Annotated in this window: 21 protein-coding genes and 1 pseudogene; 15 read left to right on the top strand and 7 right to left on the bottom strand. The window is 71.3% G+C overall.

The annotated features are described in order from the left end of the window. The first annotated feature begins 334 nt into the window (after positions 1–334). Positions 335–1012 (top strand): DUF4232 domain-containing protein, encoded by a 678-nt coding sequence (locus tag ACIRQH_RS04585; protein ID WP_404224195.1) that lies wholly within the window; start codon positions 335–337, stop codon positions 1010–1012. Positions 1013–1169: 157 nt separating this feature from the next. On the opposite strand, the gene ACIRQH_RS04580 is transcribed toward ACIRQH_RS04585, so the two are convergent. Next, entirely contained in the window at positions 1170–2006 is an 837-nt protein-coding gene (locus ACIRQH_RS04580; RefSeq protein WP_388882490.1) for a class I SAM-dependent methyltransferase, read from the bottom strand. A gap of 173 nt (positions 2007–2179) precedes the next feature. On the opposite strand from ACIRQH_RS04580, the gene ACIRQH_RS04575 reads away from it, so the two are divergent. From ACIRQH_RS04575 to ACIRQH_RS04555, 5 genes are all read left to right on the top strand, one after another. Continuing rightward, positions 2180–2773, top strand: a complete 594-nt coding sequence (locus tag ACIRQH_RS04575; protein WP_388882487.1) for a TetR family transcriptional regulator — start codon at positions 2180–2182, stop codon at positions 2771–2773. Between the two features lie 164 nt (positions 2774–2937). Beyond that, a complete protein-coding gene (gene rpmG / locus ACIRQH_RS04570; RefSeq protein ID WP_355864447.1) occupies positions 2938–3102 on the top strand; it encodes a 50S ribosomal protein L33 in 165 nt (54 codons plus the stop codon). A gap of 76 nt (positions 3103–3178) precedes the next feature. Beyond that, positions 3179–3439 carry a type B 50S ribosomal protein L31 gene (locus ACIRQH_RS04565; RefSeq protein WP_388882483.1) on the top strand — a complete coding sequence of 87 codons (261 nt, stop codon included), beginning with the start codon at positions 3179–3181 and terminating at the stop codon, positions 3437–3439. Between the two features lie 41 nt (positions 3440–3480). Further along, entirely contained in the window at positions 3481–3603 is a 123-nt protein-coding gene (gene ykgO / locus ACIRQH_RS04560) for a type B 50S ribosomal protein L36 (RefSeq protein WP_081220789.1), read from the top strand. Between the two features lie 348 nt (positions 3604–3951). After that, complete coding sequence (locus tag ACIRQH_RS04555; protein WP_388882480.1) at positions 3952–4554, top strand: GPP34 family phosphoprotein; 603 nt, start codon at positions 3952–3954, stop codon at positions 4552–4554. Between the two features lie 46 nt (positions 4555–4600). Here ACIRQH_RS04555 and ACIRQH_RS04550 read toward each other — a convergent pair whose 3' ends face one another. Further along, positions 4601–5755 carry a hypothetical protein gene (locus ACIRQH_RS04550; protein ID WP_404224191.1) on the bottom strand — a complete coding sequence of 385 codons (1155 nt, stop codon included), beginning with the start codon at positions 5753–5755 and terminating at the stop codon, positions 4601–4603. 523 nt (positions 5756–6278) lie between these two features. Here ACIRQH_RS04550 and ACIRQH_RS04545 point away from each other — a divergent pair. Genes ACIRQH_RS04545 through ACIRQH_RS04535 form a run of 3 tightly spaced genes read left to right on the top strand, consistent with a single transcriptional unit; the run spans position 6279 to position 9459 of the window. Further along, on the top strand, positions 6279–7589 hold the full coding sequence (locus tag ACIRQH_RS04545; protein ID WP_358815991.1) for an ABC transporter substrate-binding protein: 1311 nt from the start codon (positions 6279–6281) through the stop codon (positions 7587–7589). After that, positions 7586–8566 (top strand): sugar ABC transporter permease, encoded by a 981-nt coding sequence (locus ACIRQH_RS04540; protein ID WP_358815992.1) that lies wholly within the window; start codon positions 7586–7588, stop codon positions 8564–8566. Before ACIRQH_RS04545 ends, ACIRQH_RS04540 begins: the two co-directional genes overlap by 4 nt. Beyond that, positions 8563–9459, top strand: coding sequence for a carbohydrate ABC transporter permease (locus ACIRQH_RS04535; protein ID WP_358815993.1), 897 nt, complete (start codon positions 8563–8565; stop codon positions 9457–9459). Before ACIRQH_RS04540 ends, ACIRQH_RS04535 begins: the two co-directional genes overlap by 4 nt. Positions 9460–9534: 75 nt before the next feature. On the opposite strand, the gene ACIRQH_RS04530 is transcribed toward ACIRQH_RS04535, so the two are convergent. The 3 genes and pseudogenes from ACIRQH_RS04530 to ACIRQH_RS04520 form a co-directional block, all read right to left on the bottom strand. After that, complete coding sequence (locus ACIRQH_RS04530) at positions 9535–9903, bottom strand: low affinity iron permease family protein (protein WP_358816008.1); 369 nt, start codon at positions 9901–9903, stop codon at positions 9535–9537. 2 nt (positions 9904–9905) lie between these two features. Then, the gene (locus ACIRQH_RS04525; RefSeq protein ID WP_355864469.1) at positions 9906–10085 is read right to left on the bottom strand and encodes a CsbD family protein; all 180 of its coding nucleotides are present in this window, start codon (positions 10083–10085) and stop codon (positions 9906–9908) included. 557 nt (positions 10086–10642) lie between these two features. Beyond that, positions 10643–11125 (bottom strand): annotated as a pseudogene (locus ACIRQH_RS04520) (DUF5709 domain-containing protein); the annotation flags it as partial. A 215-nt stretch (positions 11126–11340) separates the two neighbouring features. Here ACIRQH_RS04520 and ACIRQH_RS04515 point away from each other — a divergent pair. From ACIRQH_RS04515 to ACIRQH_RS04495, 5 genes are all read left to right on the top strand, one after another. Further along, positions 11341–11514 carry a CsbD family protein gene (locus ACIRQH_RS04515; RefSeq protein WP_388877385.1) on the top strand — a complete coding sequence of 58 codons (174 nt, stop codon included), beginning with the start codon at positions 11341–11343 and terminating at the stop codon, positions 11512–11514. A gap of 330 nt (positions 11515–11844) precedes the next feature. Continuing rightward, positions 11845–13359, top strand: coding sequence for an MFS transporter (locus tag ACIRQH_RS04510; protein WP_404224549.1), 1515 nt, complete (start codon positions 11845–11847; stop codon positions 13357–13359). Positions 13360–13849: 490 nt separating this feature from the next. Further along, entirely contained in the window at positions 13850–16126 is a 2277-nt protein-coding gene (locus ACIRQH_RS04505) for a M4 family metallopeptidase (RefSeq protein WP_404224188.1), read from the top strand. A 107-nt stretch (positions 16127–16233) separates the two neighbouring features. Continuing rightward, entirely contained in the window at positions 16234–17922 is a 1689-nt protein-coding gene (locus ACIRQH_RS04500; protein ID WP_404224186.1) for a tetratricopeptide repeat protein, read from the top strand. A 378-nt stretch (positions 17923–18300) separates the two neighbouring features. Beyond that, positions 18301–20844 (top strand): discoidin domain-containing protein, encoded by a 2544-nt coding sequence (locus ACIRQH_RS04495; RefSeq protein ID WP_404224184.1) that lies wholly within the window; start codon positions 18301–18303, stop codon positions 20842–20844. Between the two features lie 166 nt (positions 20845–21010). On the opposite strand, the gene ACIRQH_RS04490 is transcribed toward ACIRQH_RS04495, so the two are convergent. Further along, positions 21011–21367 carry a hypothetical protein gene (locus ACIRQH_RS04490; protein ID WP_388931477.1) on the bottom strand — a complete coding sequence of 119 codons (357 nt, stop codon included), beginning with the start codon at positions 21365–21367 and terminating at the stop codon, positions 21011–21013. A 351-nt stretch (positions 21368–21718) separates the two neighbouring features. Here ACIRQH_RS04490 and ACIRQH_RS04485 point away from each other — a divergent pair, with 351 nt between their 5' ends. After that, positions 21719–22813, top strand: a complete 1095-nt coding sequence (locus ACIRQH_RS04485) for a hypothetical protein (RefSeq protein ID WP_404224182.1) — start codon at positions 21719–21721, stop codon at positions 22811–22813. A 176-nt stretch (positions 22814–22989) separates the two neighbouring features. Here ACIRQH_RS04485 and ACIRQH_RS04480 read toward each other — a convergent pair whose 3' ends face one another. After that, on the bottom strand, positions 22990–23931 hold the full coding sequence (locus ACIRQH_RS04480; protein WP_388877369.1) for a Ppx/GppA phosphatase family protein: 942 nt from the start codon (positions 23929–23931) through the stop codon (positions 22990–22992). Positions 23932–24198 lie beyond the last annotated feature (267 nt).

The raw sequence follows: 24198 nt of genomic DNA, 5'->3' as shown, positions 1-24198 counted from the left end.
CCGGCGGTGACCCACACGCGCCGGCCTCGGGCACGATGTTCACGGGGCGGCTCGGCCGTTCCTCGGCGTCGCTCACGGCGGAGGGCGGCAGCACCGACGGCCTGATCGCGTTCCGCCTCCGGTTCGACGGAACGGCCTCGTGAGGCGCCCGGCCGGACAGCGCGGGGCGGCACTCCGGGTCCACGGGCGCCCTTGTCCGGGCCAATCCCGTGCCCGCCCCGTCACCGTCACGTCACAGCCTCGTCCTGACGCGAACCTCCGGGGGCCCCTGCGCGCTCTGTAGCGACGGGCGCCGGTGAGTGACCGGCGCTCGACCAACTCATCGGGGGACTCCATGCGCAACGGGACGCGGTACGGGTCGGCTGCCCGCAGGGCCGCTCTGGCGACGGCGGGCCTGTCGGCCGCCGTACTTCTCATGACGGCCTGCCAGCCGGGCGACGACGGGGTGGGTTCCGCGTCGTCGGCCGCTTCCTCGGCGCCCACGGGAGGTACGGGATCGTCGGGAGAGCCGTCGGCGAGCTCCACCTCCGGGAAGCCTGGTCCGGGCGGCGCGTCCTCGGCGCCGGCGGCCTCGCCCTGCGCCGCGGAGGCGCTGGAGACGTCCATGCGCCAGGCCGATGTCCGGCCGGACGGGACCGGAACGGGCGCGGCGGTCGTCGAGTTCACCAACACCTCCGGCGCGTCGTGCTCCCTCCAGGGGCATCCGACCGTGGCGGGAGCGGCCAACGGCTCCCCGGACAAGGGGCGTCCACTCGCGGTGACCCCGACGGGCGCCGCGGCCCGGGTGGTCCTCGCGCCCGGCGGGAAGGCCTGGATCAAGCTGACGTTCAAGCAGGTCCAGGGCGAGGGCGACGGATACTGTGCCTCCGGGGCCGACCCCGCCACCTATCCGACGCTCGTGGTGGGCCTTCCCGGTGCCGGCGCGCACCAAGTGGCCCTGGACGACGGCGTGGTGGCCGAATGCGACGACACGGTGACCGCGACCGCCGTCACCGCCACCGAGCCCTCCTGACAGCACCAGGCCCGGCACGCCGTCGTCGCCGGTCCGGGGCGGCGGTATGCCGGTCCTCGCGTCGAGACCGACGGGCCGGAGAGGGCTCACGAAGGCGACAGCGGGTGATCGGGCCGCGCGACGGCCGTTCGGCCTCCGCGGCGGTCCGGGGCGCCGGTCAGCTCACCGAGCCGTCCGTCCGTACCGCCGATATTGCCACGGTCGTGTAGCGCAGGGTGAAGTGGCCTCCCATCGCGTCGATCGTGGTGCCCACCTCGTGCAGGACGCCCGCGAGGGCGTCCGCCGGGAGCCTGGTCAGCGCGCCCTGTGTCGGCAGGACGTCGAGCCACGCGTCCCGGGTGTACGACCGCTGCCAGGCGAAGTTCCACTCTTCGGGTGCACCGAACCCGCCGATCTCGTGGAGCCCCTCCCGGGTCCTGTCGAGCAGGGGGCGGTAGGGGTCCGCGGACGGCCGGGCCATCGCCGCGAAGTCGAAGGGCGCGTCGGGCATCGCCCTCCGGCAGGCCGCCGCGGTCGCCTCCGCCACCTGGGCCGGCGGACCGAACACATGCCAGAACGCGGCGAACCGACCTCTGGGCCGCAGCACCCGCGCCGCCCCGGCCGCTCCGGCGACCGGATCGACCCAGTGCCAGGACTGCGCGGCGACGACGGCGTCGAACTCCCGCCCGGCGGACTCCCACGCCTCGAACGTCGACACCTCGACCTCCGTGCCGAGCCGGCGGGCGACCTCGGCCATCCGCCCGTCCGGCTCGACCCCGAGAACGGCGCATCCGGCGGCACGGAACTGCCGGGCGGCGATCCCGGTGCCGCAGCCCACGTCGAGCACGTCGGGGCCGGGGCTGCCCGCGACGATCCGCCGCACCAGGTCCTCGGGATAGGCGGGCCTGGCCCGGTCGTAGCGCTCGGCGTCGGAGCCGAAGGACTCCGCCGTCCGCCGGTGCTCATGCGGTTCTCGCGGTGACGGGAGCGGCCCTCCCGCCGGTACAGTGGGCATGCGCCCACTATGAGTGGGCGCATGCCCACTCGTCAATGCTCGGGTGGGGGCACCGTGCGGACCCGCCCGGTGCGGGACAGGGCGGCCGCCCCGGACGCCGACGGCGCGGGCGCACCCGCCTGGCGCGGCGGCGGAGCGGGCGTAGGCGCCCGGCACAGGAAGGTGGACGGTTCATGCCGACCGGAGTGGCCCTGCGTGACGCCCGTGAGCAGCTCTTCGCCGCCGCCGAGCGGATCCTGCTGCGCGACGGGCCGAACGCGCTCACCAGCCGGGCCGTGACGGCCGAGGCGGGCTGCGCCAAGGGTGTGCTGCACCGGCACTTCGCCGACTTCGACGACTTCCTCGCCGCGTTGGTACGGGACCGGATCGCCCTCATCGGTGAACAGGCCGGCGCCCTGCGCGCGGCCGCGGGAACCGGCACCGTGCCCGACCGCCTCACCGCCGCGCTGGCCGAGGTGTTCGGTCCTCTCGCCCTCGGCATGCTCGGCCTCGTCGTCGCCCGGGACGTGCTCCGTGCCCGGCTGCGGCTCACCACCCCCATGGGGCTGCCCGTCCTGACGGAGGCCGCGGCCATGATCGGCACCTACCTGCGCGCCGAGCGCGACCTGGGCCGTATCGCGCCCGACGCGGACACCGACACGCTCGCGCTCACCCTGATCGGGACCGGCCACCTCCTCTTCGCGGGCCGGGAGGACGCGACGCCCGACCCGGAGGCCGTCCGCCGCATGGTGGACTCGGTCGTCGCCGGGGTCCTGCGCGAAGCCTGAGGCCCACTGGGAGGGCGACCGTGTGCGGCCGGTGCCCCGTTCCGCCCTTGCAGGGAGCCTCGACGCGCACCGGGAATGCGGACGGGGGGTGTGCTGTTACAGCTCACGTAACTGATTGGCATGCGCGAGTCAAGGCTCGCGCATGGTGGGCGAAGGAGGACCTCATGGCACGCAGCAGCGCACGCCCCGTCGTCACGCTGAAGTCGACGGCCGGCACCGGTGCCACGTACGTGACGCGCAAGAACCGCGGGAACGACCCCGACCGGCTGGTCCTGCGCAAGTACGACCCGCAGGCGGGCAGGCACGTCACGTTCCGCGAGGAGCGCTGACCGTACGCCGGCCACGCCCAGCAGGGGTGGCCGCCGTATCCACGGACCTACCTGCCGCAACCGAGGAGGGAACCCCATGAGGCCCGACATTCATCCCGTATCCCGTCCGGTCGTCTTCCGGGACCGTGCCGCGGACGTCGCGTTCCTGACGCGGTCGACCGCGGAGTCGGCCAGGACGATCGAGTGGGAGGACGGCGCGGTCCACCCCGTCATCGACGTGGAGATCTCGTCGGCGAGCCACCCGTTCCACACCGGGACCTCACGGGTCCTGGACACCGCCGGCCGGGTGGAGCGCTTCGAGCGCCGCTACGGTCGCGCCGCGGCGAACCGGACCTGAGTCCAGGAGTCCGTCGCGTTCGGCAGGAGGAGAGTCCGACCATGAAGGTACGCAATTCGCTTCGCTCGCTGAAGTCCAAGCCCGGCGCCCAGGTGGTCCGCAGGCGCGGTGTGGTCTTCGTCGTGAACAAGAAGAACCCGCGCCTCAAGGCCCGCCAGGGCTGACGGACGTCCGGGGGAGACAGCCCGGCCCGGTTCACGCATCCGCGTGGGCCGGGCCGGCCGTGTGTGCGGGCCCTCGTCGCCCCGCCGGACACCGTCATCGGCGGCCGGGACTCCGAGCCCGGCACCCTCTCCGGAGCCGCGATCACGTGGACGCTGCCGCACGGCCCGTCGCCGACCTGCCCGCCCGGCCCGCGGCTCACCGTTCCCGGACCTCCCTGGCGTTACGATCACGTCTGTGACGTGCCTTTCCCCCGTGGACGACCGGATCGCCCGCGGGCGGTGGCGCGCCGGTGACGGGAACCGATGCGTGAGGGTCGCGCCGGCGCAGAACTCCGAGGGGAGCCGTTCGTGACCACGGCCAGGGACTTGTTCGTCATCGCGATGGACAGGGAGTCGGACCGTCCGGTGGGACAGGGGGATCTGTCGCTGGCCCTCGCCGGGGCCGAGGTGATCGATCTCGTCGGCGCCGAGGCACTCGTGCTCGAAGGCGACCTGATCGTGCCGAAGCCGGGTACGGCCACGGACGACCGGCTGCTGGACGCGGCGGCGTCGAACCTCAGCGGTGACGCGCCGTACGAGCGGGTCGAGGACTGGCTGTGGCGCCGGGGGCGTGACCTGGCGGCGGCCTATCAGAGCGACCTCGAACAGTCGGGTCAGCTCGTTCGGCAGAAGCGGGGCCGGCTGTCGCTCAAGGGCGAGCGCATGGAACTGGTGGACTCGCCGGCGCGCACCCGTGCCCTGCACCGCTGGGCGGCCGACGAACCCGTCCTCCTCGCGCTCGCGGAAGTCGTCGGGATTCCCGTCGAGCAGAGCGAGGACCCCCCGGCGGTGGTCGACGAGGGCGTCACGACCGTGCTGGTCGCCGTGCACGACGCGGTGATGGAGCTGGAGGCCGTCCGTCAGCGCCGGTCCATCGAGAAGGCCGCGTTCGCCAACATCTGGCGAGGCTGAGGGACCGGGCGCGCCGGGCCCGCCCCCGGGAGAGGGGCGGGGCCGCTCAGCCGGACTCGCGGGCCCGCTGCACGCTGTCGCGCGCTTCCTGCAGGTGTGCCTCGACCCGGGGCGCGCGCCGGGCGCGCAGCGTGCCGGAGACCCGCTGCAGGGTCTTCGTCAGAGGGTTCTTCTCCTGCCCTTCGGAGGCGGCGCGCACGGCGGACGCCGCGTCACGGAACCCCTCCATCTCGGCGAGCGCGGCGTGGGCCAGTTCGGTCGCCTCGCGGTACAGGTCGCGCGACTTGGTCATGACGTCGAGCGCCTCGGCGTAGGAGGCCGCCTGCGCGCGCGCCTTGGCCAGCTCCTCCTCCAGCGTCAGCAGACGCCAGTCCTCGCGAAGCTCGGTGAGTGCGGCCGCCGCGTCGTCCGGCAGCGGCCAGGGCAGCGCGGCGAAGCGCAGAACCTTGTCCAGGAGCTCCGTCGGTTCGGAGCCGTCGAGGAAGACGCTCCGTACGCTGAAGTCCTCCTGGTCGTAGCCGAGCCGGGCCGGCGTGCCCGACAGGATGACGGCTCCGCCGCGCGGCACGGACGTGTCGAGGTCGCCGAGCGCCCAGTTGACCGCGTGGTACTGCTCCGGCGTGGCGCGGTGCTCCACGACACGGTGCCGCAGTCCCGGCGGCAGCCGGCGGACCAGGGGGATCCGCCCGTCGCGGTCGGGCGTCATGGCCTCGTGGACGACGACGTTGATGCTCCAGCTGTGCCGTCCGCTGTCCTTGATCAGCCGGCGCAGAGCCGCGTCGTCCTTCGGCAGCGGACTGATGTCCTGCAGACGGAGTCCGGCCGCGGCGTCGCGGTCCCAGACGATGTCGCTCCCGGCGGGCCAGAACACGTCGGCGGGGGAGGCCCACGCCAGGTCCCAGGGCTGCTCCGCCTCGGCCGCCAGCGTCCAGTACCCGTCGCCGTCCGCCTCCTCGCGCCCGCCGGTGACGAGCCGCGCCCGCACCGTGACGCCGTCGGCGACGAACCAGCGGGCCTCGAAGACGTGGCCACCGGGCGTCGAGGCGCTCTCCGTCTCCAGGAAGTCCTGGATGCGTTCGCTGTTCTTCAGTTCCCGCAGATGCTCCCGGACAGCGTTCTGCGGGGCGGGGCCGGTGAGGCGCCCGGCGGCCAGCCAGACGGTGTCCGGCGCGGTGGGACGGTCTGTGGAGGACTTCGGCATGAGTCACTTTGCTGGTGGGGTGTGGTGTGCCTTCCCAGTATGGTCACCTCGCACCATGATCCGGAGACAAGGCCCCCTCGGAGATCACGGACCTCCGCCCTCGCGTGAATATGCGCGGTTTGCGGAGGATCGGGGTTTTTCCGTTTGCGCCGGCGAGCGCGGGACGCCTGCCGGTGGCCGGCCGCGGGCGGGCGTGGGCGCCGTTCGGCGGCTCGGGGCGGGTGACCGCCGGGTGGCCATCGGCGAGTCCGGCTCGGGACCGGGCTGTGCCCAATTCCCTTCTCCCGTTGTTGACTTATGGTCATCTTCGTTGGGGAACTCGACAACTTCCTTGACCGTCCGCGTGGTTGACGTCGAGGCGTGTCGGTCACGTTTCGGGCACGTGAGGTGCGGGGTCTTGACGACAATGGTGACATCCGGCTGTCATTACGCCCACGTTGTTCGGTCGAGTTGGTTTTTGATCGATTTTCCGGCCTCCGGGCCGGTCGTCCGCCCTGACCGAACCCTGCCCACAGGAGCCGTCATGCACCTTCATCTCCCGGGTCCGTCCGCCCCGACTCCCAGTCGCCGCACGCTGCTGCGAGGAATCGGCGGCGCGGCAGCGCTCGGCGCGGGCATACCCCTGCTCAGCGCCTGCGGTGACAGCGGCAGCGCGGCCGACCCCAAGACGGTCACCCTCGGCTCCAACGCCTCCGACGCTGTGCCGAAGAAGGCCTTCGCCGAGATCTACGCGGCGTTCAAGAAGCAGTCCGGCGTCACGGTCGACGTGAACACGAAGGACCACAACACCTTCCAGGAGCAGATCAACTCCTACCTCCAGGGCACCCCGGACGACGTGTTCAACTGGTTCGCCGGCTACCGCATGCAGTTCTTCGCGTCCAAGAAGCTCGCCTCGCCCATCGACGACGTGTGGGACAAGATCGGCGGCAACTTCCCGGACGCCATGAAGAAGCTCAGCAAGGGCCAGGACGGCAAGTATTACTTCGTGCCGCTCTACACGTACCCCTGGGCGATCTTCTACCGCAAGAGCGTCTTCCAGCAGCACGGCTACGAAGTCCCCACCACCTGGGACCAGTTGGTCGCCCTCTGCAAGAAGATGAAGAAGGACGGCCTCGTCCCGATCGCCTTCGCCGACAAGGACGCCTGGCCGGCGATGGGCACCTTCGACCAGATCAACTTCCGCCTCAACGGCTACGACTTCCACGTCGCGCTGATGGGCGGCAAGGCCTCCTGGACCGACCCCAAGGTCAAGGCCGTCTTCGACCACTGGGCCGAGCTGCTCCCGTACCACCAGGACGGCTTCATGGGCCGCACCTGGCAGGACGCGGCCCAGACCATGGTGGCGAAGAAGGCGGGCATGTATCTCCTCGGCTCCTTCGTGGCCCAGCAGTTCACGAACAAGGCCGACCTCGACGACCTCGACTTCTTCGCCTTCCCCGAGATGAACCCGGCCTACGGCCAGGACACCGTGGAGGCGCCCACCGACGGCTTCATGGTCAGCAAGTCCCCGAAGAACCACAGCGGTGTCGTGAAGCTCCTCGAGTACCTCGGCACCCCCGCCGCCGAGCAGATCTACCTCAAGGCCGACTCCAGCGTGGTCGCCGCCTCCTCCAAGGCCGACACCTCCTCGTACAGCGCGCTGCAGAAGAAGGCCTACGAGATGATCAGCGGTGCCAAGAGCCTCACCCAGTTCATGGACCGCGACTCGCGCCCGGACTTCACCTCCACGGTGATGCAGCCCGGTCTGCAGAAGTTCCTCCAGAACCCCAAGGGCGTCGACAGTCTTTTGTCCTCGATCGAGCGCCAGAAGAAGACGATCTTCGCCTCCGCATGACCGCCGAGACCGACACGAAGACCCCGGAGGCCGCCGCCGTGCCGCCTCCGGGGCCCGCGCACGAGCAGAAGCGGGCCCCGCGAGGGCGCCGACGTCTGCTGACTCGCCGTGACCGCATCACGCTCGCCTTCATGGCGGGCGTGCCCACGGTCCTGCACGTGGCCCTCGTCTGGGTCACCGCATTCGCCTCGATCGCCCTGGCCTTCACCACTTGGGACGGCATCGGCTTCGACTCCATCAAGTGGGTGGGCCTGGACAACTTCCGGGAACTGTTCACCAACAACCCGCAGTTCTGGCCCGCCGTCCAGCACAACATCATCTGGTTCGCCGTGCTCATCCTGGTCCCGACCCCGATGGGTCTGTTCCTCGCCGTGCAGCTCGACAAGCGGATCCGGTTCAGCCGGGTCTACCAGACGGCGTTCTTCCTCCCGGTCGTCGTCTCGCTGGCCGTCACCGGCTTCGTCTGGCAACTCGTCTACAACCCCGACACGGGCCTGATCAACAGCCTCGTGGGGGCCAACAAGCCGGGTCACTACATCGACTGGATCGGCGACCCGCACCTCAACCTGTGGGCCGTGCTGATCGCCGCGTCCTGGCGGCACACGGGCTACATGATGATCCTGTACCTGGCCGGCCTGAAGGGCGTCGACCCGTCGCTGCGCGAGGCGTCGGCGCTGGACGGCGCGAACGAGTGGCAGACGTTCAAGAGCGTCATCTTCCCGACGCTGCGGCCGACCAACACCGTCGTCCTCGTCGTCACGATCATCGAGGCCCTGCGCGCCTTCGACCTGGTCTTCGTCTTCAACAAGGGCGCCCAAGGCACCGAGTTGCTGTCGATCCTGATCACCAACAACATCATCGGTGAGTCCAGCCGGATCGGATACGGGTCCGCGATCGCGGTCGTCCTGCTGGTCATCTCCCTCGCGGTCATCATCCCGTACCTGATCGCGACCTTCCGGAAGGAGCGGCGCGCATGAGCACCCCGACCGCCGCGCTCGACCGGCAGCGACCCCGGCCCCCGGTCCGCCCGGCCCGGGTCCTGCTGCACGTGTTCCTCGTCGTCACGTCGCTGGCCTGGCTGGCCCCGCTGCTGTGGGCGATGTTCGCGGCCCTGCGCCCGTACGGGGAGACCAGCGACAAGGGCTACGTCTCCTGGCCGGACACGCTGAGCCTCGACAACTTCAAGAACGCGTTCGAGCAGTCCGACATGACGCACTACTTCGTCAACACGCTCGTCATCGCGGTTCCGTCCGTGCTGCTGACGCTGCTGCTGTCGTCGATGGTCGCGTTCTACGTCAGCCGCTTCGACTTCCGGCTCAACGTCTTCCTGCTGCTGGTCTTCACCGCGGGCAACCTGCTGCCCCAGCAGGTCATCATCACCCCGCTGTACCGGATCTACCTGCTCGTCGACCTGCCCGGCATCACGGAGAGCGGCAAGCTCTACGACTCCGCGCTCGGCCTGGTGCTCATCCACGTGGCCTTCCAGTCGGGTTTCTGCGCGTTCGTGCTGAGCAACTACATGCGCATGCTCCCCGACGAACTCACCGAGGCCGCCCTGGTCGACGGCGCCTCGGTGTGGCGCATGTACTGGCAGATCGTGCTGCCGCTGTGCAAGCCGGCGATGGCCGCCCTGGGCACCTTGCTGTCCATCTGGATCTACAACGACTTCTTCTGGGCCATCGTCCTCATATCGACCGGTGAGAACATGCCGATCACCTCGGCCCTGAACAACCTCTCCGGGCAGTACTTCACCGACCCCAACCTGGTGGCCGCCGGTGCCCTGCTCACCGCGATCCCGACGCTGATCGTGTACTTCGCGCTCCAGCGCCAGTTCGTCAGCGGACTGACCCTCGGCGCCAACAAGGGCTGAGGGCAGCAGGACTTCGCACGAGGGGACCCGCACCATGCCGGTGCGGGTCCCCTCGTGCGAAGCCTGCGGGTCTCCTCAGGTCTCGTCCTCCATGCGGATCACGCTCCTGAGGTTCTTGTGCGCCACGCCAGGTGCGCCCTCCTGCGCCTCGAGCAGCGCCGCGGCGATGGCGTCCAGTTTGCGCTGAAGGGCCCGCTCGCCCCGCAGTTCGGAGTTCTTCAGGAGGGCGAGGAGCAGCAGCGTCACCGTCGTCATCGCGTCTCCGGCGAGCAGCAGCCACTCCAGGGAGAGCCCGGCGAAGTGCACGGCGATCGTGAGCGACACCAGCACGACGCAGATCGCGAAGAAGACCGGCGAACTGGTGAAGCGCGACGCCGACTCGGCGAGCCGCTCGAACCTCCCGCGGTCGTCGCCGCCGCGGTCGGCGGGATGCTGGAGAACCATGGTCAGCGCTTGGTCCACTTGCGCACGCGGTCCGTCGCCGTCTGCGTCATCTCCTGTGCCTTGCCCCGCAGTTGCTCGCGGCGCCCGGCCCGGCGGACGGACGGGTCACCCATGGCCTTCCCGACGGACTCGGTCACCTTGCCCTTGAGCTGTCTCACCTTCGCGTTGCCCTTGAACCTCATCGTCGTCGTCCTCTCCGGGGCTCCGTGCCGCGCTGCGGCGTTACCCACCGTCTGGCCCGCGGACGGCCGCGCAAACCGGCCGGTGTCCGGTTCTCGCGGGGAACGGCCGGGTTTCTCCGCGCCGCCTACGGGGACCCGGTAGGGAAAGCCCAGTGCCGCAGGGAAGTCAGGTCCCGAACGGGCCCAACACAGAAGGAAGATGAGCGTTGTGACCGCGGACAGCAGGAGCAGGAGCAGGACCATTGTTCGGACGGAGACGGAGTGGGCCGAGGCGCGCCGTCGGGGGAGTGGTCCGCGGACCTGTGTTCCTGCGACCACCGAGCGGACGACCCGCCAGGACGGGTCCGCCCCCGAGGGGAACATAGTCCGGGGCGAGGACTGACCACCGCCGGCAACCGGGCTTCGTACGACGAGGGCGCGGATCCCGCAGAGGGATCCGCGCCCTCGTGTCGCGCCCCGGGGCCGGCCGGGGCAGGTCAGGGAGCGGTGTCCGTCTCGGAACGCAGTCGGCGGACCTCGTCCTCCCGGGCCTGGCGGAGGTCCTCGCCCGCCGCGTCCCCGGGTACGTCGTCCGGGACCAGGTGGACGGCCGCCTCCTCAGCGGAGGCCGCGGCACCGTCGATACCGACGTCCTCGGCGAGCATGTCGTTCTCGGCGTCCTCCAGGGCGTCCCCGTCGTACGCCACGAGGCGGCCGGCGCGATCCGTGCCCACCTCGTCGTCCAGCGGTTCCCCGTCCCCGCCCTCCAGATCGCCCACACCGTCGTCGTCGGCGTCGGGCTCCTCCAGCGCGGGGTCCAGGCGCTCCTCGGCGAGCCGCTCGTCGAGCGTCTCCCCTTCGCGCTGTTCACGCTCCGTGGTGCCCTGGTGTTCCACGCCGAGGGGGCGCTCGGGCGGAGACCAGCCCTCGTCGTAGGGGTCGGCACCCCGGTCCTCCAGGGTGTCCTCCGCGTCCAGGATGCCCTCGTCCTCGCGGTCGTCGAGGCCTTCCGGCTGGTAGACCTCGTCACCCATGACGTCGTCCTCGCTCTGGCTGCCCATGTCGTCAGCGACCTCCCGGATGGTTCGATGTGTGTCATCGCCCCGCGTACCCAGGCTCGCCCAGCCCACCCGTTCCGGCACGCCGGAACGACACGGCGACACGGAGAGTGACCGTCCGGCCGGTGGTGATCCGGGTCTTCACGTTTGATCCCGGCCTGGGCGGTCACCCGAGGTTCCAGCAGCTGATGTCGATCCTGATGGGGAAGTGAGCAGTTGTGGCTGGCGACCAGAAGGCCAAGGCGAAGATGGAACAGGCCAAGGGCAAGACCAAGGAGACCGCGGGGCGCGCCGTGGGCAACGAGCGCATGACCGCCGAGGGCCGCGCCGAGAAGGCGAAGGGCGACGCGCGTCAGGCCAAGGAGAAGACGAAGGACGCCTTCAAGCACTGACGCCGGGACGACTTCCCGCGCCCGCCCGCGCGACGGCGCCCGGTATACGGCCGCACGGACGTCCTCCGGTGCGGAAACTCTTCGGTGCGGAGTCGAAGGACGCCTGCCGGGCCAGGCAGAGCCGGCGCGGTGGTGAGGGCGAACCAGGTGGGGCCCGTTCCTCGGAACGGGCCCCACTGGTCTGTGTCCACCGGCAGGGGACGCGAAAGCGGCCGTTCCCCCCTGCCGGTGGGGGACGGGACCGGCCGTACGCGCTGTTCCTGTTGCCGGACGGCCGCGCGTACCCAAGATGGGGGTGAGCGGCGGAGAGGAGCCCCCGGCGTGGGAGCACTGCACACGCAGGCAGACGGAGGACGAGGAGACAGTTCGAAGGGGGCGGCCGAGGGAGCCGATCCGCGGCGGTGGCACGCCCTGTGGGTGACGCTGGCCGCCGGGTTCATGAGCCTGCTCGACGTCACGATCGTCGCCGTCGCCCTGCCCTCCATGCAGCGGGACCTGCACGCCTCGGCCCCGTCCATCCAATGGGTGGTCTCCGGTTACGCCCTCACCTTCGCCCTGGTCCTCGTCACGGCCGGCCGGCTCGGGGACGCGATCGGCCGACGGCGCATCTTCCTGCTGGCGCTCGCCGGCTTCGTCCTGTGCAGCGCCGCGGCGGGCGCCGCACCGACCATCACCCTGCTCATCGTGGCCCGCCTGGCGCAGGGTGTGGCGGCCGGCTGCCTCGCGCCGCAGAACTCCGCCCTCATCCAGCAGATGTTCCGCGGAGCCGAGCGCGGCCGCGCCTTCGGCCTCTTCGGCGCCACCGTCGGCATCTCCAGCGCGGTCGGACCCGTCGTCGGCGGGCTCATCCTGAAACTCGCGGACGGCCCCGGCGGCTGGCGCTGGATCTTCTACGTGAACGTGCCCGTCGGCGCCGTCGCCTTCCTGCTGGGAGCGCGCATGCTGCCCAAGGTCGCCCGGGGGCGCAGGGAACGGCTCGACCTGGCGGGCGTGCTGCTGCTCGGCTGCGGGGTGCTCGCGATGATGCTGCCGCTGGTGATGGCCGAGTCGGGCGGCGTACGGAATCTGTGGTGGCTCTTCCTCCTCGGGCTGATCCTGCTCGTGGCGTTCGCCCGCTGGGAGCGGCGTCTCGCGGCGCGCGGCGGGCAGCCGCTGCTGGATCCCCGCCTGGTGACCAGCACACGGGGCTACGCCGCCGGCGCCGTCATCGCGGCCCTGTACTTCGTCGGATTCAGCGGGGTGTGGCTGGTGTTCGCCCTGTACTTCCAGGACGGCGAGGGCTTCTCCCCGCTGCGCTCGGGGCTCGCCGTGACGCCGTTCGCGATCGGTTCGGCCGCGGCGGCGGTGATCGCCGGACGGCTGGTGGAGCGCTTCGGGCGGCTGCTGACGGTCTGCGGCCTCGCCGGCGTCGCCCTCGGACTGGGCGGTGCCGTGCTGATCCTGCGCTTCGGCCCCTCCGACAGCGCCGTCTGGTGGGCGGCTCCGGCCCTGTTCGTCGGTGGCCTGGGTAGCGGCTGCGTGATCTCGCCCAACGTCACGATGACCCTGCGGGACGTGCCCGTACGGATGGCGGGCGCGGCCGGCGGCGCTCTGCAGACGGCGCAGCGCCTGGGCGGCGCCGTCGGGACGGCCGCACTGCCGGGCCTCTTCTACATGGTGCTCGGCACGGAGCACCACGACTACCGAGCCGCCGTGTCCATCGCCGTCGGATCGGGGACGCTGGCCATCCTCTGCGCCTTCGCTCTCGCCGTGTACGACTGGCTGCGCGACCGCAAACCCGATCAGGAGCAGCCGCCCTGCCCACCCGAGTGGTCCCACGGTCACACGCACGCCAGTCAGCCCTGAGGCAGGAGCCTTCCGGCGTCCCGCCACCGCGCTCCGGACCGGCCGGTGCGGCGTACCGCGACTTCCGCGCCAGGCGCCGACCCGCCGCCGTCACCCGCGGCCGGGACCCGTCGTCGGACCCGTCACCACGAACGGCCCCGCTCACAGCGGACGCACAGCGGCCGAAAAGGTCTGACGCGGGTGACGAACGCCCAGCGTGCCATGGTCAATTCCAGCCGTTGTCTTGTCATCTCCATGACAACGTGACCGACCTGATGTCACTCTGCTGACGAACGTTCACGCTTCGTTCACACCCCCACATCTCTCGCCCCCACCACGATCCCCCCACCCGTGCTCGCGCACCTTCACGCTCCAGGCGCCGCCGAAACCGCGTGTGTCCTCGTGCGGTCCGTCGTGCGGCGCTCCTTCCCGCCCCCGCCCCGGACCGGCCTCACCTGCCGGCCCGGCAGCCCGGGCGTCCCCCGGGCCACCCCCGCAGAAGGAGACGACCTTGAACGGGAACCATGGTTCCGCGCGTCGCCGCAGACGTGCCGCCGCCCTCGCCCTCACCACCGCCGGCTCGTTACTCGCACTCGCCCTCCAGCCCGGCTCGGCGGCCGCCGCCCCGGCGGACCCGGGCCCCGCCACGACGCGGATCACCGCCGAGCCCCGGGCGGCCGCCGCCCAGGTGCCACTGTCGCCCGCCCGGCGCACGGCCCTCGTCAAGAGCGCCACGGCCGAGGCCGGCGCCACCGCGCTGCGGCTCGGACTCGGCGCCCGGGAGAAGCTCGTCGTCAAGGACGTCGTCCGGGACGCCGACGGCACGACCCACACGCGGTACGAGCGGACGTACGCCGGACTGCCGGTGCTCGGCGGAGATCTGGTCGTCCACCTCAAGGGCCACCGGACCACGGTGTCGGAGGCCACCCGCTCCACCATCACCGTCCCGAGCACGACGCCCCGCAGGTCCGCCGCCGACGCCAGGGCCAAGGCCCTCTCGGTCAGCAGGAAGGCGGCCGTCGGACGTTCCGTCGTCGACGCGTCGCCGCGGCTCGTCGTATGGGCCGCCGAAGGCCGGCCCGTCCTGGCCTGGGAGTCCGTGGTCGAGGGGGTCCGGCACGACGGCACGCCCAGCGCCCTGCACGTCGTCACCGACGCGTCCACCGGCAAGGTCGCCTCCCGCTACGAGGACGTCCACACCGGCACGGGCACCGGCCAGTACGGCGGCACGGTCCCGCTCTCCACCACGCCCTCCGGCTCGACGTACCAACTCGTCGACGCGGACCGGGCGGGACACCGCACCTACGACCTCAACCAGGGGACGACCGGCACCGGGACGCTGTACACCGACGACAACGATGTCTGGGGCGACGGCACCCAGAGCGACCGGCAGACCGCCGGCGTCGACGTCGCCTACGGTGCCGCCGCGACCTGGGACTACTACAAGGACGTCTTCGGCCGCAACGGCATCCGCAACGACGGCGTCGCCGCGTACAGCCGGGCCCACTACGGCAACAACTACGTCAACGCGTTCTGGTCCGACAGCTGCTTCTGCATGACGTACGGCGACGGCGCGAGCAACGCCCACCCGCTGACGGCACTGGACGTGGCGGCCCACGAGATGAGCCACGGCGTCACCAGCGCCACCGCCAACCTGACGTACTCGGGCGAGTCCGGTGGCCTGAACGAAGCGACGTCGGACATCTTCGCCGCGGCCGTGGAGTTCCACTCGAACCTCGCGGCGGACGTTCCCGACTACCTCGTCGGCGAGAAGATCGACATCCGCGGCAACGGCACGCCGCTGCGCTACATGGACAAGCCCTCCAGGGACGGGTCCTCCCGCGACTACTGGGACTCCTCGCTGGGCGGCATCGACGTCCACTACTCCTCGGGCCCCGCGAACCACTTCTTCTACCTGCTCTCCGAGGGGAGCGGCGCGAAGACCGTCAACGGCGTCGCGTACGACAGCCCGACCGCCGACGGGCTGCCGGTCACCGGCGTCGGCATCGAGAACGCCTCCCGTATCTGGTACCGCGCGCTGACCACGTACATGACGTCGACGACCAACTACGCGGGTGCCAGGGTCGCCACCCTCCAGGCCGCGGCCGATCTCTTCGGCGCCTACAGCGCCACCTACCTCGCCGTCGCGGACGCCTGGGCCGGCATCGACGTCGGTGACCGCATCGCCCTGGGCGTCAACATCGCCCCGATCGCCGACCAGACCTCCGGGGTCGGCCAGGACGTCTCGCTCCAGGTCGACGCGTACACCACCAACGCCGACGCGAGCCTGACCTACACCGCCACCGGCCTGCCGGACGGCCTGACGATCAGCGCGGCCGGGCTGGTCTCCGGGGTCCCCACCACCACCGGGACCAGCGACACCACCGTCACCGTGACCGACAGCACCGGCGCCACCGTCTCGGTGAGCTTCACGTGGCGGGTCGCGTACGTGTACGCCAACAGCACCCGCGTGGACATCCCCGACCTGGGCGCGGCGGTCGAGTCGCCCGTCACCATCACGGGCCGCCCGGGCAACGCCTCGGCCACCACGGAGGTCTACGTCAACATCGTGCACACCTACCGGGGTGACCTGACGGTCGATCTGGTCGGCCCCGACGGCACCGTGTACTCGCTGCTGAACCGCAGCGGGGGCTCGGCCGACAACGTGGACCAGACGTTCACGGTCGACGCCTCGGCCCAGCCGGTCGACGGCACCTGGAAGCTGCGCGTCCGGGACCTCGCCTCCATCGACGTGGGCTACATCCAGCAGTGGCGGATCACACCCTGACCCCTGGACCCACGCGGGCGTCCCGCCGTTTCGGCGGCGGGGCGCTCCCCGGATGCCCCACGATGGAGAGGACGGCACGCTTTCGGCAGCAGTCTGAGGAGCGCGGGATGGACTACTACGACCTCGGCACCCACAGCCGTCCGGTGACGACCACGTCACCCGAGGCCCAACGGTGGTTCGACCGCGGCCTGGTGTGGTCCTACGCCTTCCACCACGAGGAGGCCGTCTCCTGCTTCGAGGCCGCCGCGGCGGCCGATCCCGACTGCGCGATGGCGTACTGGGGCATCGCCTACGCCCTGGGGCCCAACTACAACAAGCCGTGGGAGTTCTTCGACGGCGACGACCTGACCCGTACGGTCGAGCGCACGCACGCCGCGGTGCGGTTCGCGCGCGCGAAGGCGGAGGCCGCGACTCCGGCCGAACAGGCCCTGATCGGCGCGCTGGAGCTGCGCTACCCACGCGCAGAACCCGTCGAGGACTGCTCGGTGTGGAACGCGCCCTACGCGGACGGCATGCGCGTCGCGTACGAACGCGCCCCCGACGACCTCGACATCGCCGCCCTGTACGCCGACGCGCTGATGAACCTCACCCCCTGGCAGCTGTGGGATCTGCGGACCGGTGAACCGGCCGAGGGCGCCCGGACGGCCGAGGCCAGGGCGGTGCTGGAACGGGCAATCGCCACCGAGGCGGGGGAGCGGCACCCCGGGCTCCTGCACCTGTACATCCACCTGATGGAGATGTCACCCACGCCCGAGACCGCGCTGCCCGTCGCGGACCGGCTGCGCGGCCTCGTGCCCGACGCGGGCCACCTCCAGCACATGCCCACACATCTGGACGTGCTGTGCGGCGACTACCGAAGGGTGGTGGCGGACAACGGCACCGCGATCGCCGCGGACGAGAAGTACCGTGCGCGGGGCGGCGCGATGAACTTCTACACCCTGTACCGCTCGCACAACTACCACTTCCGGATCTACGGAGCGATGTTCCTCGGCCGGGCGAGGACCGCGCTGGAGACCGCCGCGCAGCTCGAAGCCTCCATCCCCGAGGAGCTGTTGCGCGTACAGAGCCCGCCCATGGCGGACTGGCTGGAGAGCTTCCTCGCCATGCGGGTCCACGTGCTGATCCGGTTCGGCCGCTGGGACGACATCCTGCGCCTGCCGCTCCCCGCCGACCCGCGGCTCCACTGCGTGACCACCGCGATGCTCCACTACGCCCGCGGTGTCGCCCTGTCCGCCACCGGCCTCACCGCCGAGGCCCGGACGGAGCGCGAACTGTTCCGCGACGCTGTCGCCCGGGTCCCCGAGACCCGCATGCTCTTCAACAACACCTGCGCGGACATCCTCGCGATCGCGTCGGCGATGCTCGACGGTGAACTGGCCTACCGCGAGGGCGACCACGACGGCGCGTTCGCCGCGCTGGAGCGCTCGATCGCCCTGGACGACGGCTTGCCCTACGACGAGCCATGGGGCTGGATGCAGCCCACCCGGCACGCCTACGGAGCCCTGTTGCTCGAACAGGGACGGGTGGCGGAGGCGGAAGCCGTCTACCGCGCCGACCTCGGCATCGACGACACGCTGCCCCGCCCCTCCCAGCACCCCGGCAACGTCTGGGCCCTGCACGGGTTCCACGAGTGCCTGGTCAGGCTCGGCAGGACGGGGGAGGCGCAGATCGTGGGTCAGCAGCTGCGGACGGCGCTCGCGCAGGCGGACGTACGGATCGAGGCGTCCTGCTTCTGCCGCCTGGAGACATCGGCGACAACTCCCGTCACCGGCGCGGCGGAACACGACTGCTGCTGACGATTCGTCAAGTACTCGTTCAAGGAACGCCTTTGACGGGCTTCTCCACTGACCGCGGCGATGCGCGGAGGCGCCTCGGGCGCGGTCGTGCCTTCAAGCCTTGACGGGACTCCCGCCGTGCCCGGCCCGTCCTCGGCGTCTCCGTCCAGGTCACGCCGTTCGTGGTGGTCCACCGATCAGGCCGCTGTGAAAGCGAGTTGAAGAAACTCGCGTCACGGCTCTTGCCACCCCAATGGTTCATTACTTAAATCAAACCGTGAACTAAGCGCCTCCCAGGGCTGGTTCACGCTCACCGGTCGCACGGGGCAGAGCCCGCTCCTGCGTCCTCATTCCCGTGCGTCCGCTCCGCTCGTCACCCCACCCGCATGGAGTCACGGCATGAAACTGAGATCCTTGGGTGTCGCGCTCGCCGCCATGGCCGCGCTCGTCACCCTGCCCCTGCAAAGCCCGGCCGCCGCGGCCGACCTGCCGCTGTCCCAGGGCAAGACGGCCACCTCGTCCTCCGACGAGAACGGGGGCACCGCCGCCGCCAACGCCGTCGACGGTGACACCGCCACCCGGTGGTCCTCCGCCGCCCTGGACACCCAGTGGCTCCAGGTCGACCTCGGCTCCTCGGCCACCATCACCAAGGTCACCCTCAACTGGGAGGCCGCGTACGGCAGCGACTACAAGATCCAGACCTCCCCGGACGGGAACACCTGGACCGACATCAAGAGCGTGACCGGCGGCGACGGCGGCACCGACAGCCTCGACGTCACCGGCCAGGGCCGCTACGTCCGGATGTACGGCGTCCACCGCGCCACCCAGTACGGCTACTCCCTCTGGGAGTTCCAGGTGTTCGGCAGTGGCACCACCACCCCGCCCGCGGGCTGTGACACGGCCAACGCCGCCCAGGGCAAGACGGCGAGCGCCTCCTCGACCGAGAACGCCGGCACCCCGGCGTCGGCCGCGTTCGACGGCAACACCGGTACCCGCTGGTCCAGCGCGGCCTCCGACCCGCAGTGGATCCAGGTCGACCTCGGATCGTCGAAGGACCTGTGCCGCGTCGACCTCAACTGGGAGGCCGCGTACGGCAAGGCCTTCCAGATCCAGGCCTCCGCGGACGGGCAGAGCTGGACCACGCTCAAGTCCGTCACCGACGGCACCGCCGGCTCGACGTCCTACGACGTCTCCGGCCAGGGCCGTTACGTGCGGATCAACGGGACGACCCGTGGCACCGGATACGGCTACTCGCTCTGGGAGGTGGCCGTCCACACCGGCTCGGGCGGCGGCAGCGGGCCCGTGCAGGGCGGCGGCGACCTCGGCCCCAACGTGATCGTCGTCGACCCCTCGACGCCCAACCTCCAGGCCAAGTTCGACCAGGTCTTCGCGCAGCAGGAGTCGAACCAGTTCGGCACCGGCCGCTACCAGTTCCTGATGAAGCCCGGCACCTACAACGGGATCAACGCGCAGGTCGGCTTCTACACGTCGGTCTCGGGCCTCGGCCTCAACCCCGACGACGTCCACATCAACGGCGACATCACCGTCGACGCGGGCTGGTTCAACGGCAACGCGACCCAGAACTTCTGGCGTTCGGCGGAGAACCTGTCGATCACGCCTTCCAACGGCACCGACCGCTGGGCCGTGGCCCAGGCGGCCCCCTTCCGCCGCATCCACGTGCAGGGCGGCCTCAACCTGGCCCCGAACGGCTACGGTTGGGCCTCCGGCGGCTACATCGCCGACTCCAAGATCGACGGTACGGTCGGCCCGTACTCCCAGCAGCAGTGGTACACCCGTGACAGCTCCGTCGGCGGCTGGACCAACGGCGTCTGGAACATGGCGTTCTCCGGCGTGCAGGGAGCCCCGGCCACCAACTTCGACTCCGGCCCGTACACCACCCTGGACAACACCCCCGTCTCGCGCGAGAAGCCGTACCTCTACATGGACGGCAACGCGTACAAGGTGTTCGTGCCCTCCAAGCGCACCAACGCCCGCGGCGTCTCCTGGCCCAACACGCCCGGTTCGTCGATTCCGCTGGACCAGTTCTACGTGGTCAAGTCCGGTGCGACCGCGGCGACCATCAACGCCGCTCTCGCCCAGGGTCTGAACCTGCTCTTCACCCCGGGCGTCTACCACCTCGACCAGACCATCAACGTGACCCGGGCGAACACCGTCGTCCTCGGTCTCGGTCTGGCGACCATCATTCCGGACAACGGCGTCGATGCCATGCACGTGGCGGACGTCGACGGAGTCAGGCTCGCCGGGTTCCTCATCGACGCCGGCCGCTCCAACTCCAACACGCTGCTGCAGATCGGCCCGGCCGGCAGTTCCGCAGACCACGCCGCCAACCCCACCACCATGCAGGACGTGTTCGTGCGCATCGGTGGTGCCGGCCCCGGCCTCGCCACCAACTCCGTCGTGGTCAACAGCGACGACGTCGTCGTCGACCACACCTGGCTCTGGCGCGCCGACCACGGCGAAGGCGTCGGCTGGGAGACCAACCGGGCCGACTACGGCCTCGTGGTCAACGGCGACGACGTCCTCACCACCGGTCTGTTCGTCGAGCACTTCAACAAGTACGACGTGCTGTGGAACGGCGAACGCGGTCGCACGATCTTCTTCCAGAACGAGAAGGCGTACGACGTGCCGAACTCCGCCGCCATCACCCATGACGGCATCGTCGGATACGCGGCCTACAAGGTCGCCGACTCCGTCGACGTGCATGAGGCATGGGGCCTGGGAAGTTACTGCAACTTCACCTCGGACCCGTCGATCGTGCAGGCCCACGGCTTCCAGGTGCCGGTCAAGACAGGGATCAAGCTGCACGACATCCTGGTGATCTCCCTGGGCGGCAAGGGTCAGTACGCCCACGTCGTCAACAACACCGGTTCACCCACGTCGGGGACGGACACCGTTCCCTCGAAGATCACACAGTTCCCGTGACCGTGACCGTGACCGTGACGGCCTGACGGCCTGACGGCACCGCATGAGACGACGCGGGTGCCGGGTTCCCCTCCTCGGAGGGGAACCCGGCACCCGCATCACGTTTCCCGGCGCCGGCGCCCGCGACCTCACTCACGTGAGGGGTGCGCCCGCGGCTCCCGGTTTCTCAGAACGTCCGGCGGCCCAGCCGTCCGGGGCGGGCCGACACGCTGTCGGGCACGCTGCCGAAGGCCTCGTCGTGGGTTCGGGCGCCCTCGTGGTCGGGCGGGCCGGCCGGCTCCACCAACGCCGCGTGTGCCACGAGGAGGCGGGCCAGTTCACGCGCCTCGGCCGGAGTGAGCGAGGCCCATGCCCCGTGCTCGTCGCCCTGATCGGGACCCACGTCCAGCGTGACGCGGCCGACCGGCCGGTCCGGGGAGAACAGCCGCAGTTCCTTCACGGCGATCCTGCGGCCGCAGGACGTCACCAGCGGTGCGTCGGCCGCCCTCGTCCCGTCCGCTCGCCCCTGTCCGAACCTCGTCATCGCTCTCACGCCTTTCCACGAACAGTCCCGTCGGACCGGTCCACCGTCCGAGGTGGGACCCCGTCCACCGGTACTCGTCAGCTGTCCGAATCAGCGTCGGTGGGCCCGGGTTTGTTCCCGCCCTCCGCAGGCCACGAGCGTTCGCGAGGGACACGGCGGCGGCTGGGGCGGCTGCGGAACGTCGGGCCGGGCGGGTGACCGGAGCCTCACACCGATGCCCCGTCCGAGTGGCGGGCGGCCACCGGCGCCCCTAGTAATGGTCAGCGGGCCGCGAACGGAGTTCGGGGACCGGAGAGCGGTCGCACCGTGCGTCGCCTGCGCGGCCGCAGCGAAGCATTTGGAGCAAAGAAGATGAGTACCCCCCTTTCCTCTCCCGCCCCGGACCGTTCCGGCATATCCCTCGACACCCACGACACCCCGCCCGCGCCGCAGCGCCCCGACCCGTTCGAGGGCCTCGTGCACGCGGCAGTCGCCGATCGGCCCCTGGCGGAGGTCATCCAGCTCATCACGCTGCTGGAACAGTCACCGGACCACGCCCGCGCCGCCGTCGACGCGCTCAGAGCCGTGGCGGTGAACCGACCCGTCGACGACGTCGGCCGGCTCGTGGCCGAGCTGGCCAGCCCGCCCCGCAGCCCCGACAGCGCGGACGAGGTGATCCGCTCGGCGGCCGAGTCCCGCCCCGTCGAGGACGTCAGCCGCCTGATGGCGCTGCTCCACAGCCCGTCGGTCGAGTCCCACTGTGCCGAGGAGGCCGTCCGCGCCGTCGCCGCGCACCGCCCCGTCGAGGAACTCGTCGAACTCATCGGCCGGTTGTCCGACGAGCGCACCCGCCAGGACGTCCCGGCCGTCGGCGACCCCGAGCACGACCACTCCGCCGCGACAGCGACAGCGCCGTCGTCGGCCGCGGACAGCGCCGGTCCCGGGGAGTGGCCCGCGACCGGACCGGAGCGTGACGCACCGCGGGAGCGCGCCGAACTCGCGCCCAGGGCACGCCGGGAGCGTGATCCCGTGAGGACCGCCGCACCCCCGGACTGGCCGCGCCGCGTGGCGGCCGTCGCCCTCGTCGTGTGCGGCGCGATGTACCTGCCGCTGCGGCACGACGGCGCCACGCTGCCGGTCCAGGGCTTCGGCGTGGCCGTGTTCGCGCTGTGCCTCCTGCTCGCGGCGGCCCTGCTGCTGCGCGGCGCGGTCCCCCTGCTCGTCGCAGCCGTCCTGGTTCCGTCGGCTCTCGCCGCCCTCGAACTGCTCGAAGGCCGGCTCCACTCGACGTCCCTGTCCCAGGCGTTGGACATCGCGGCCGCCCCGCCGTGGGCGGCCGGTGTCGCCTCGGCGGCCACGGCACTCGTGGCCCTCACCGCGCTGATCGTCGCCCTGGCCACCGGCCGGAACCCCCGCCGCCCCGCACCGCGACCGGCGAAGGTGGACGCCGGCCGAGCGGCCCGCTGACCGGCTGACGGCGCCAGCCGGTGAACGGCCCGCCCGGCGAGTGATCAGCGCTCCGCTCGCCGGGCGGGCCACCCCGGGACAGCCTCGACCGGACGGACCACCGGTGATGCCTGCCGGCTCGGTTCGTGCGTGCCGGTGCGGGTACCGGCGCGCTCACCGAAGGCGGCCCCCCGGGTTCAGCGGCGGGTGGAACCCTTGGTGCGCAGGGCACCGAGGCGTTCCAGGAGGAGACCCTCGCGGGTGGACCACGGGGAGATCTCCACGCTCGTGGCGCGGCACGCGTCCATCAGGGCCTCGGCGACCAGGGCACCGGCCAGGGACTGTCCGGCCCGGTGGCGCGAGATGCCGGGCAGCCTGCTGCGGCCCGCGGACCCCTGCTTGGCGAGGACACGCACCGCGGTCCGTACCTCGTCGATGGACAGCCGCTGTTGGGCGAGCGGACGAGGGCGGCCGGCGCTGGTGTAGCGGGCGAGCTGCGTGAAGGTCTTGGAACAGGCCAGGACGCGTCCGTCCGGATCGGCCTGCGGCAGGTCGGTCACCGCGGCGAGGCGGTCGCCCAGGTGGTCGCGGACCTCGGCCAGCCGCCGCTTCGACGACACGGCCTCGCCGAGCTTCCACTCGCGGGTGACGGTACGGGCTCCCAGGGGGAGCGAGAGCGTGGTGCGGGGCTGTCTCGCGGTGCCGGACGCGATCTCCACCGTCCCGCCGCCGATGTCGAGGACCAGCAGCGAGCCGGGCTTCGCGCCCGCCCAGTGGCGTGCGGCCACGTACGCCAGCCGGGCCTCCTCCTCGCCGGACAGCACCCGCAGCCGGGTGCCGGTGGCGCGCGCCACCTGGGCGAGGACCTCCTCGCGGTTGGGCGCGTCACGGATCACGGAGGTGGCGAACGCGTACACGTCCGGCAGGCTCGCGCCGTCCTCGGCGAGTGTCTCGGCGACGGCCAGCTGGACGCTGCGCACGCCCGTCTTGTCCAAGCGGCCGTGGGCGTCGAGGGTCTCGTGGAGCTGGAGCCGTACCTTGCGGGACAGCACCGGTTCCATGTCGGTCCCGCCGCGACGGCGCGCGACGGTGAGCAACGCGCTGTGACACCCGACGTCGAGTACACCTGCCTGCCGCACGTGAGAACCCCCGTTTTTCTTTCTGGAAGAGATGGCCGAACTCGTCATTCTCCCGCACGTCGCATCCGGAGGCGCGACACGATGTCGTCACGGCTGTCCGGGCGTCCCATGGCTGCCTCGCACGTGGCGGCGCCGGGCGACCCGCACGGCCGCCCGCTCCACCGGGATGCGTCACCGGTGAAGGGGCTCGGCTCACGTCGTCGGCCTCGGCGCCGGGCGGTGCGGGATCCGGGTGTCGGAATCCGGGTGTGCGGTAGGGAGCGCGGG

It is taken from the genome of Streptomyces sp. NPDC102279, from assembly GCF_044766365.1.
Classification (GTDB): Bacteria; Actinomycetota; Actinomycetes; order Streptomycetales; family Streptomycetaceae; genus Streptomyces.
The sequence above is the reverse complement of the archived record's forward strand: the minus strand, read 5'-3'. Positions and strand labels throughout refer to the sequence as shown.

What these genes read in the sequence shown, in the direction of transcription:
- ACIRQH_RS04580 (WP_388882490.1), bottom strand. Translation starts at nt 2,006, where the DNA reads ATGCCCACTGTACCGGCGGGAGGGCCGCTCCCGTCACCGCGAGAACCG.
- ACIRQH_RS04540 (WP_358815992.1), top strand. Translation starts at nt 7,586, where the DNA reads ATGACCGCCGAGACCGACACGAAGACCCCGGAGGCCGCCGCCGTGCCG.
- ACIRQH_RS04485 (WP_404224182.1), top strand. Translation starts at nt 21,719, where the DNA reads ATGAGTACCCCCCTTTCCTCTCCCGCCCCGGACCGTTCCGGCATATCC.
- ACIRQH_RS04575 (WP_388882487.1), top strand. Translation starts at nt 2,180, where the DNA reads ATGCCGACCGGAGTGGCCCTGCGTGACGCCCGTGAGCAGCTCTTCGCC.
- ykgO (WP_081220789.1), top strand. Translation starts at nt 3,481, where the DNA reads ATGAAGGTACGCAATTCGCTTCGCTCGCTGAAGTCCAAGCCCGGCGCC.
- rpmG (WP_355864447.1), top strand. Translation starts at nt 2,938, where the DNA reads ATGGCACGCAGCAGCGCACGCCCCGTCGTCACGCTGAAGTCGACGGCC.
- ACIRQH_RS04500 (WP_404224186.1), top strand. Translation starts at nt 16,234, where the DNA reads ATGGACTACTACGACCTCGGCACCCACAGCCGTCCGGTGACGACCACG.
- ACIRQH_RS04550 (WP_404224191.1), bottom strand. Translation starts at nt 5,755, where the DNA reads ATGCCGAAGTCCTCCACAGACCGTCCCACCGCGCCGGACACCGTCTGG.
- ACIRQH_RS04530 (WP_358816008.1), bottom strand. Translation starts at nt 9,903, where the DNA reads ATGGTTCTCCAGCATCCCGCCGACCGCGGCGGCGACGACCGCGGGAGG.
- ACIRQH_RS04565 (WP_388882483.1), top strand. Translation starts at nt 3,179, where the DNA reads ATGAGGCCCGACATTCATCCCGTATCCCGTCCGGTCGTCTTCCGGGAC.
- ACIRQH_RS04535 (WP_358815993.1), top strand. Translation starts at nt 8,563, where the DNA reads ATGAGCACCCCGACCGCCGCGCTCGACCGGCAGCGACCCCGGCCCCCG.
- ACIRQH_RS04495 (WP_404224184.1), top strand. Translation starts at nt 18,301, where the DNA reads ATGAAACTGAGATCCTTGGGTGTCGCGCTCGCCGCCATGGCCGCGCTC.
- ACIRQH_RS04525 (WP_355864469.1), bottom strand. Translation starts at nt 10,085, where the DNA reads ATGAGGTTCAAGGGCAACGCGAAGGTGAGACAGCTCAAGGGCAAGGTG.
- ACIRQH_RS04490 (WP_388931477.1), bottom strand. Translation starts at nt 21,367, where the DNA reads ATGACGAGGTTCGGACAGGGGCGAGCGGACGGGACGAGGGCGGCCGAC.
- ACIRQH_RS04545 (WP_358815991.1), top strand. Translation starts at nt 6,279, where the DNA reads ATGCACCTTCATCTCCCGGGTCCGTCCGCCCCGACTCCCAGTCGCCGC.
- ACIRQH_RS04585 (WP_404224195.1), top strand. Translation starts at nt 335, where the DNA reads ATGCGCAACGGGACGCGGTACGGGTCGGCTGCCCGCAGGGCCGCTCTG.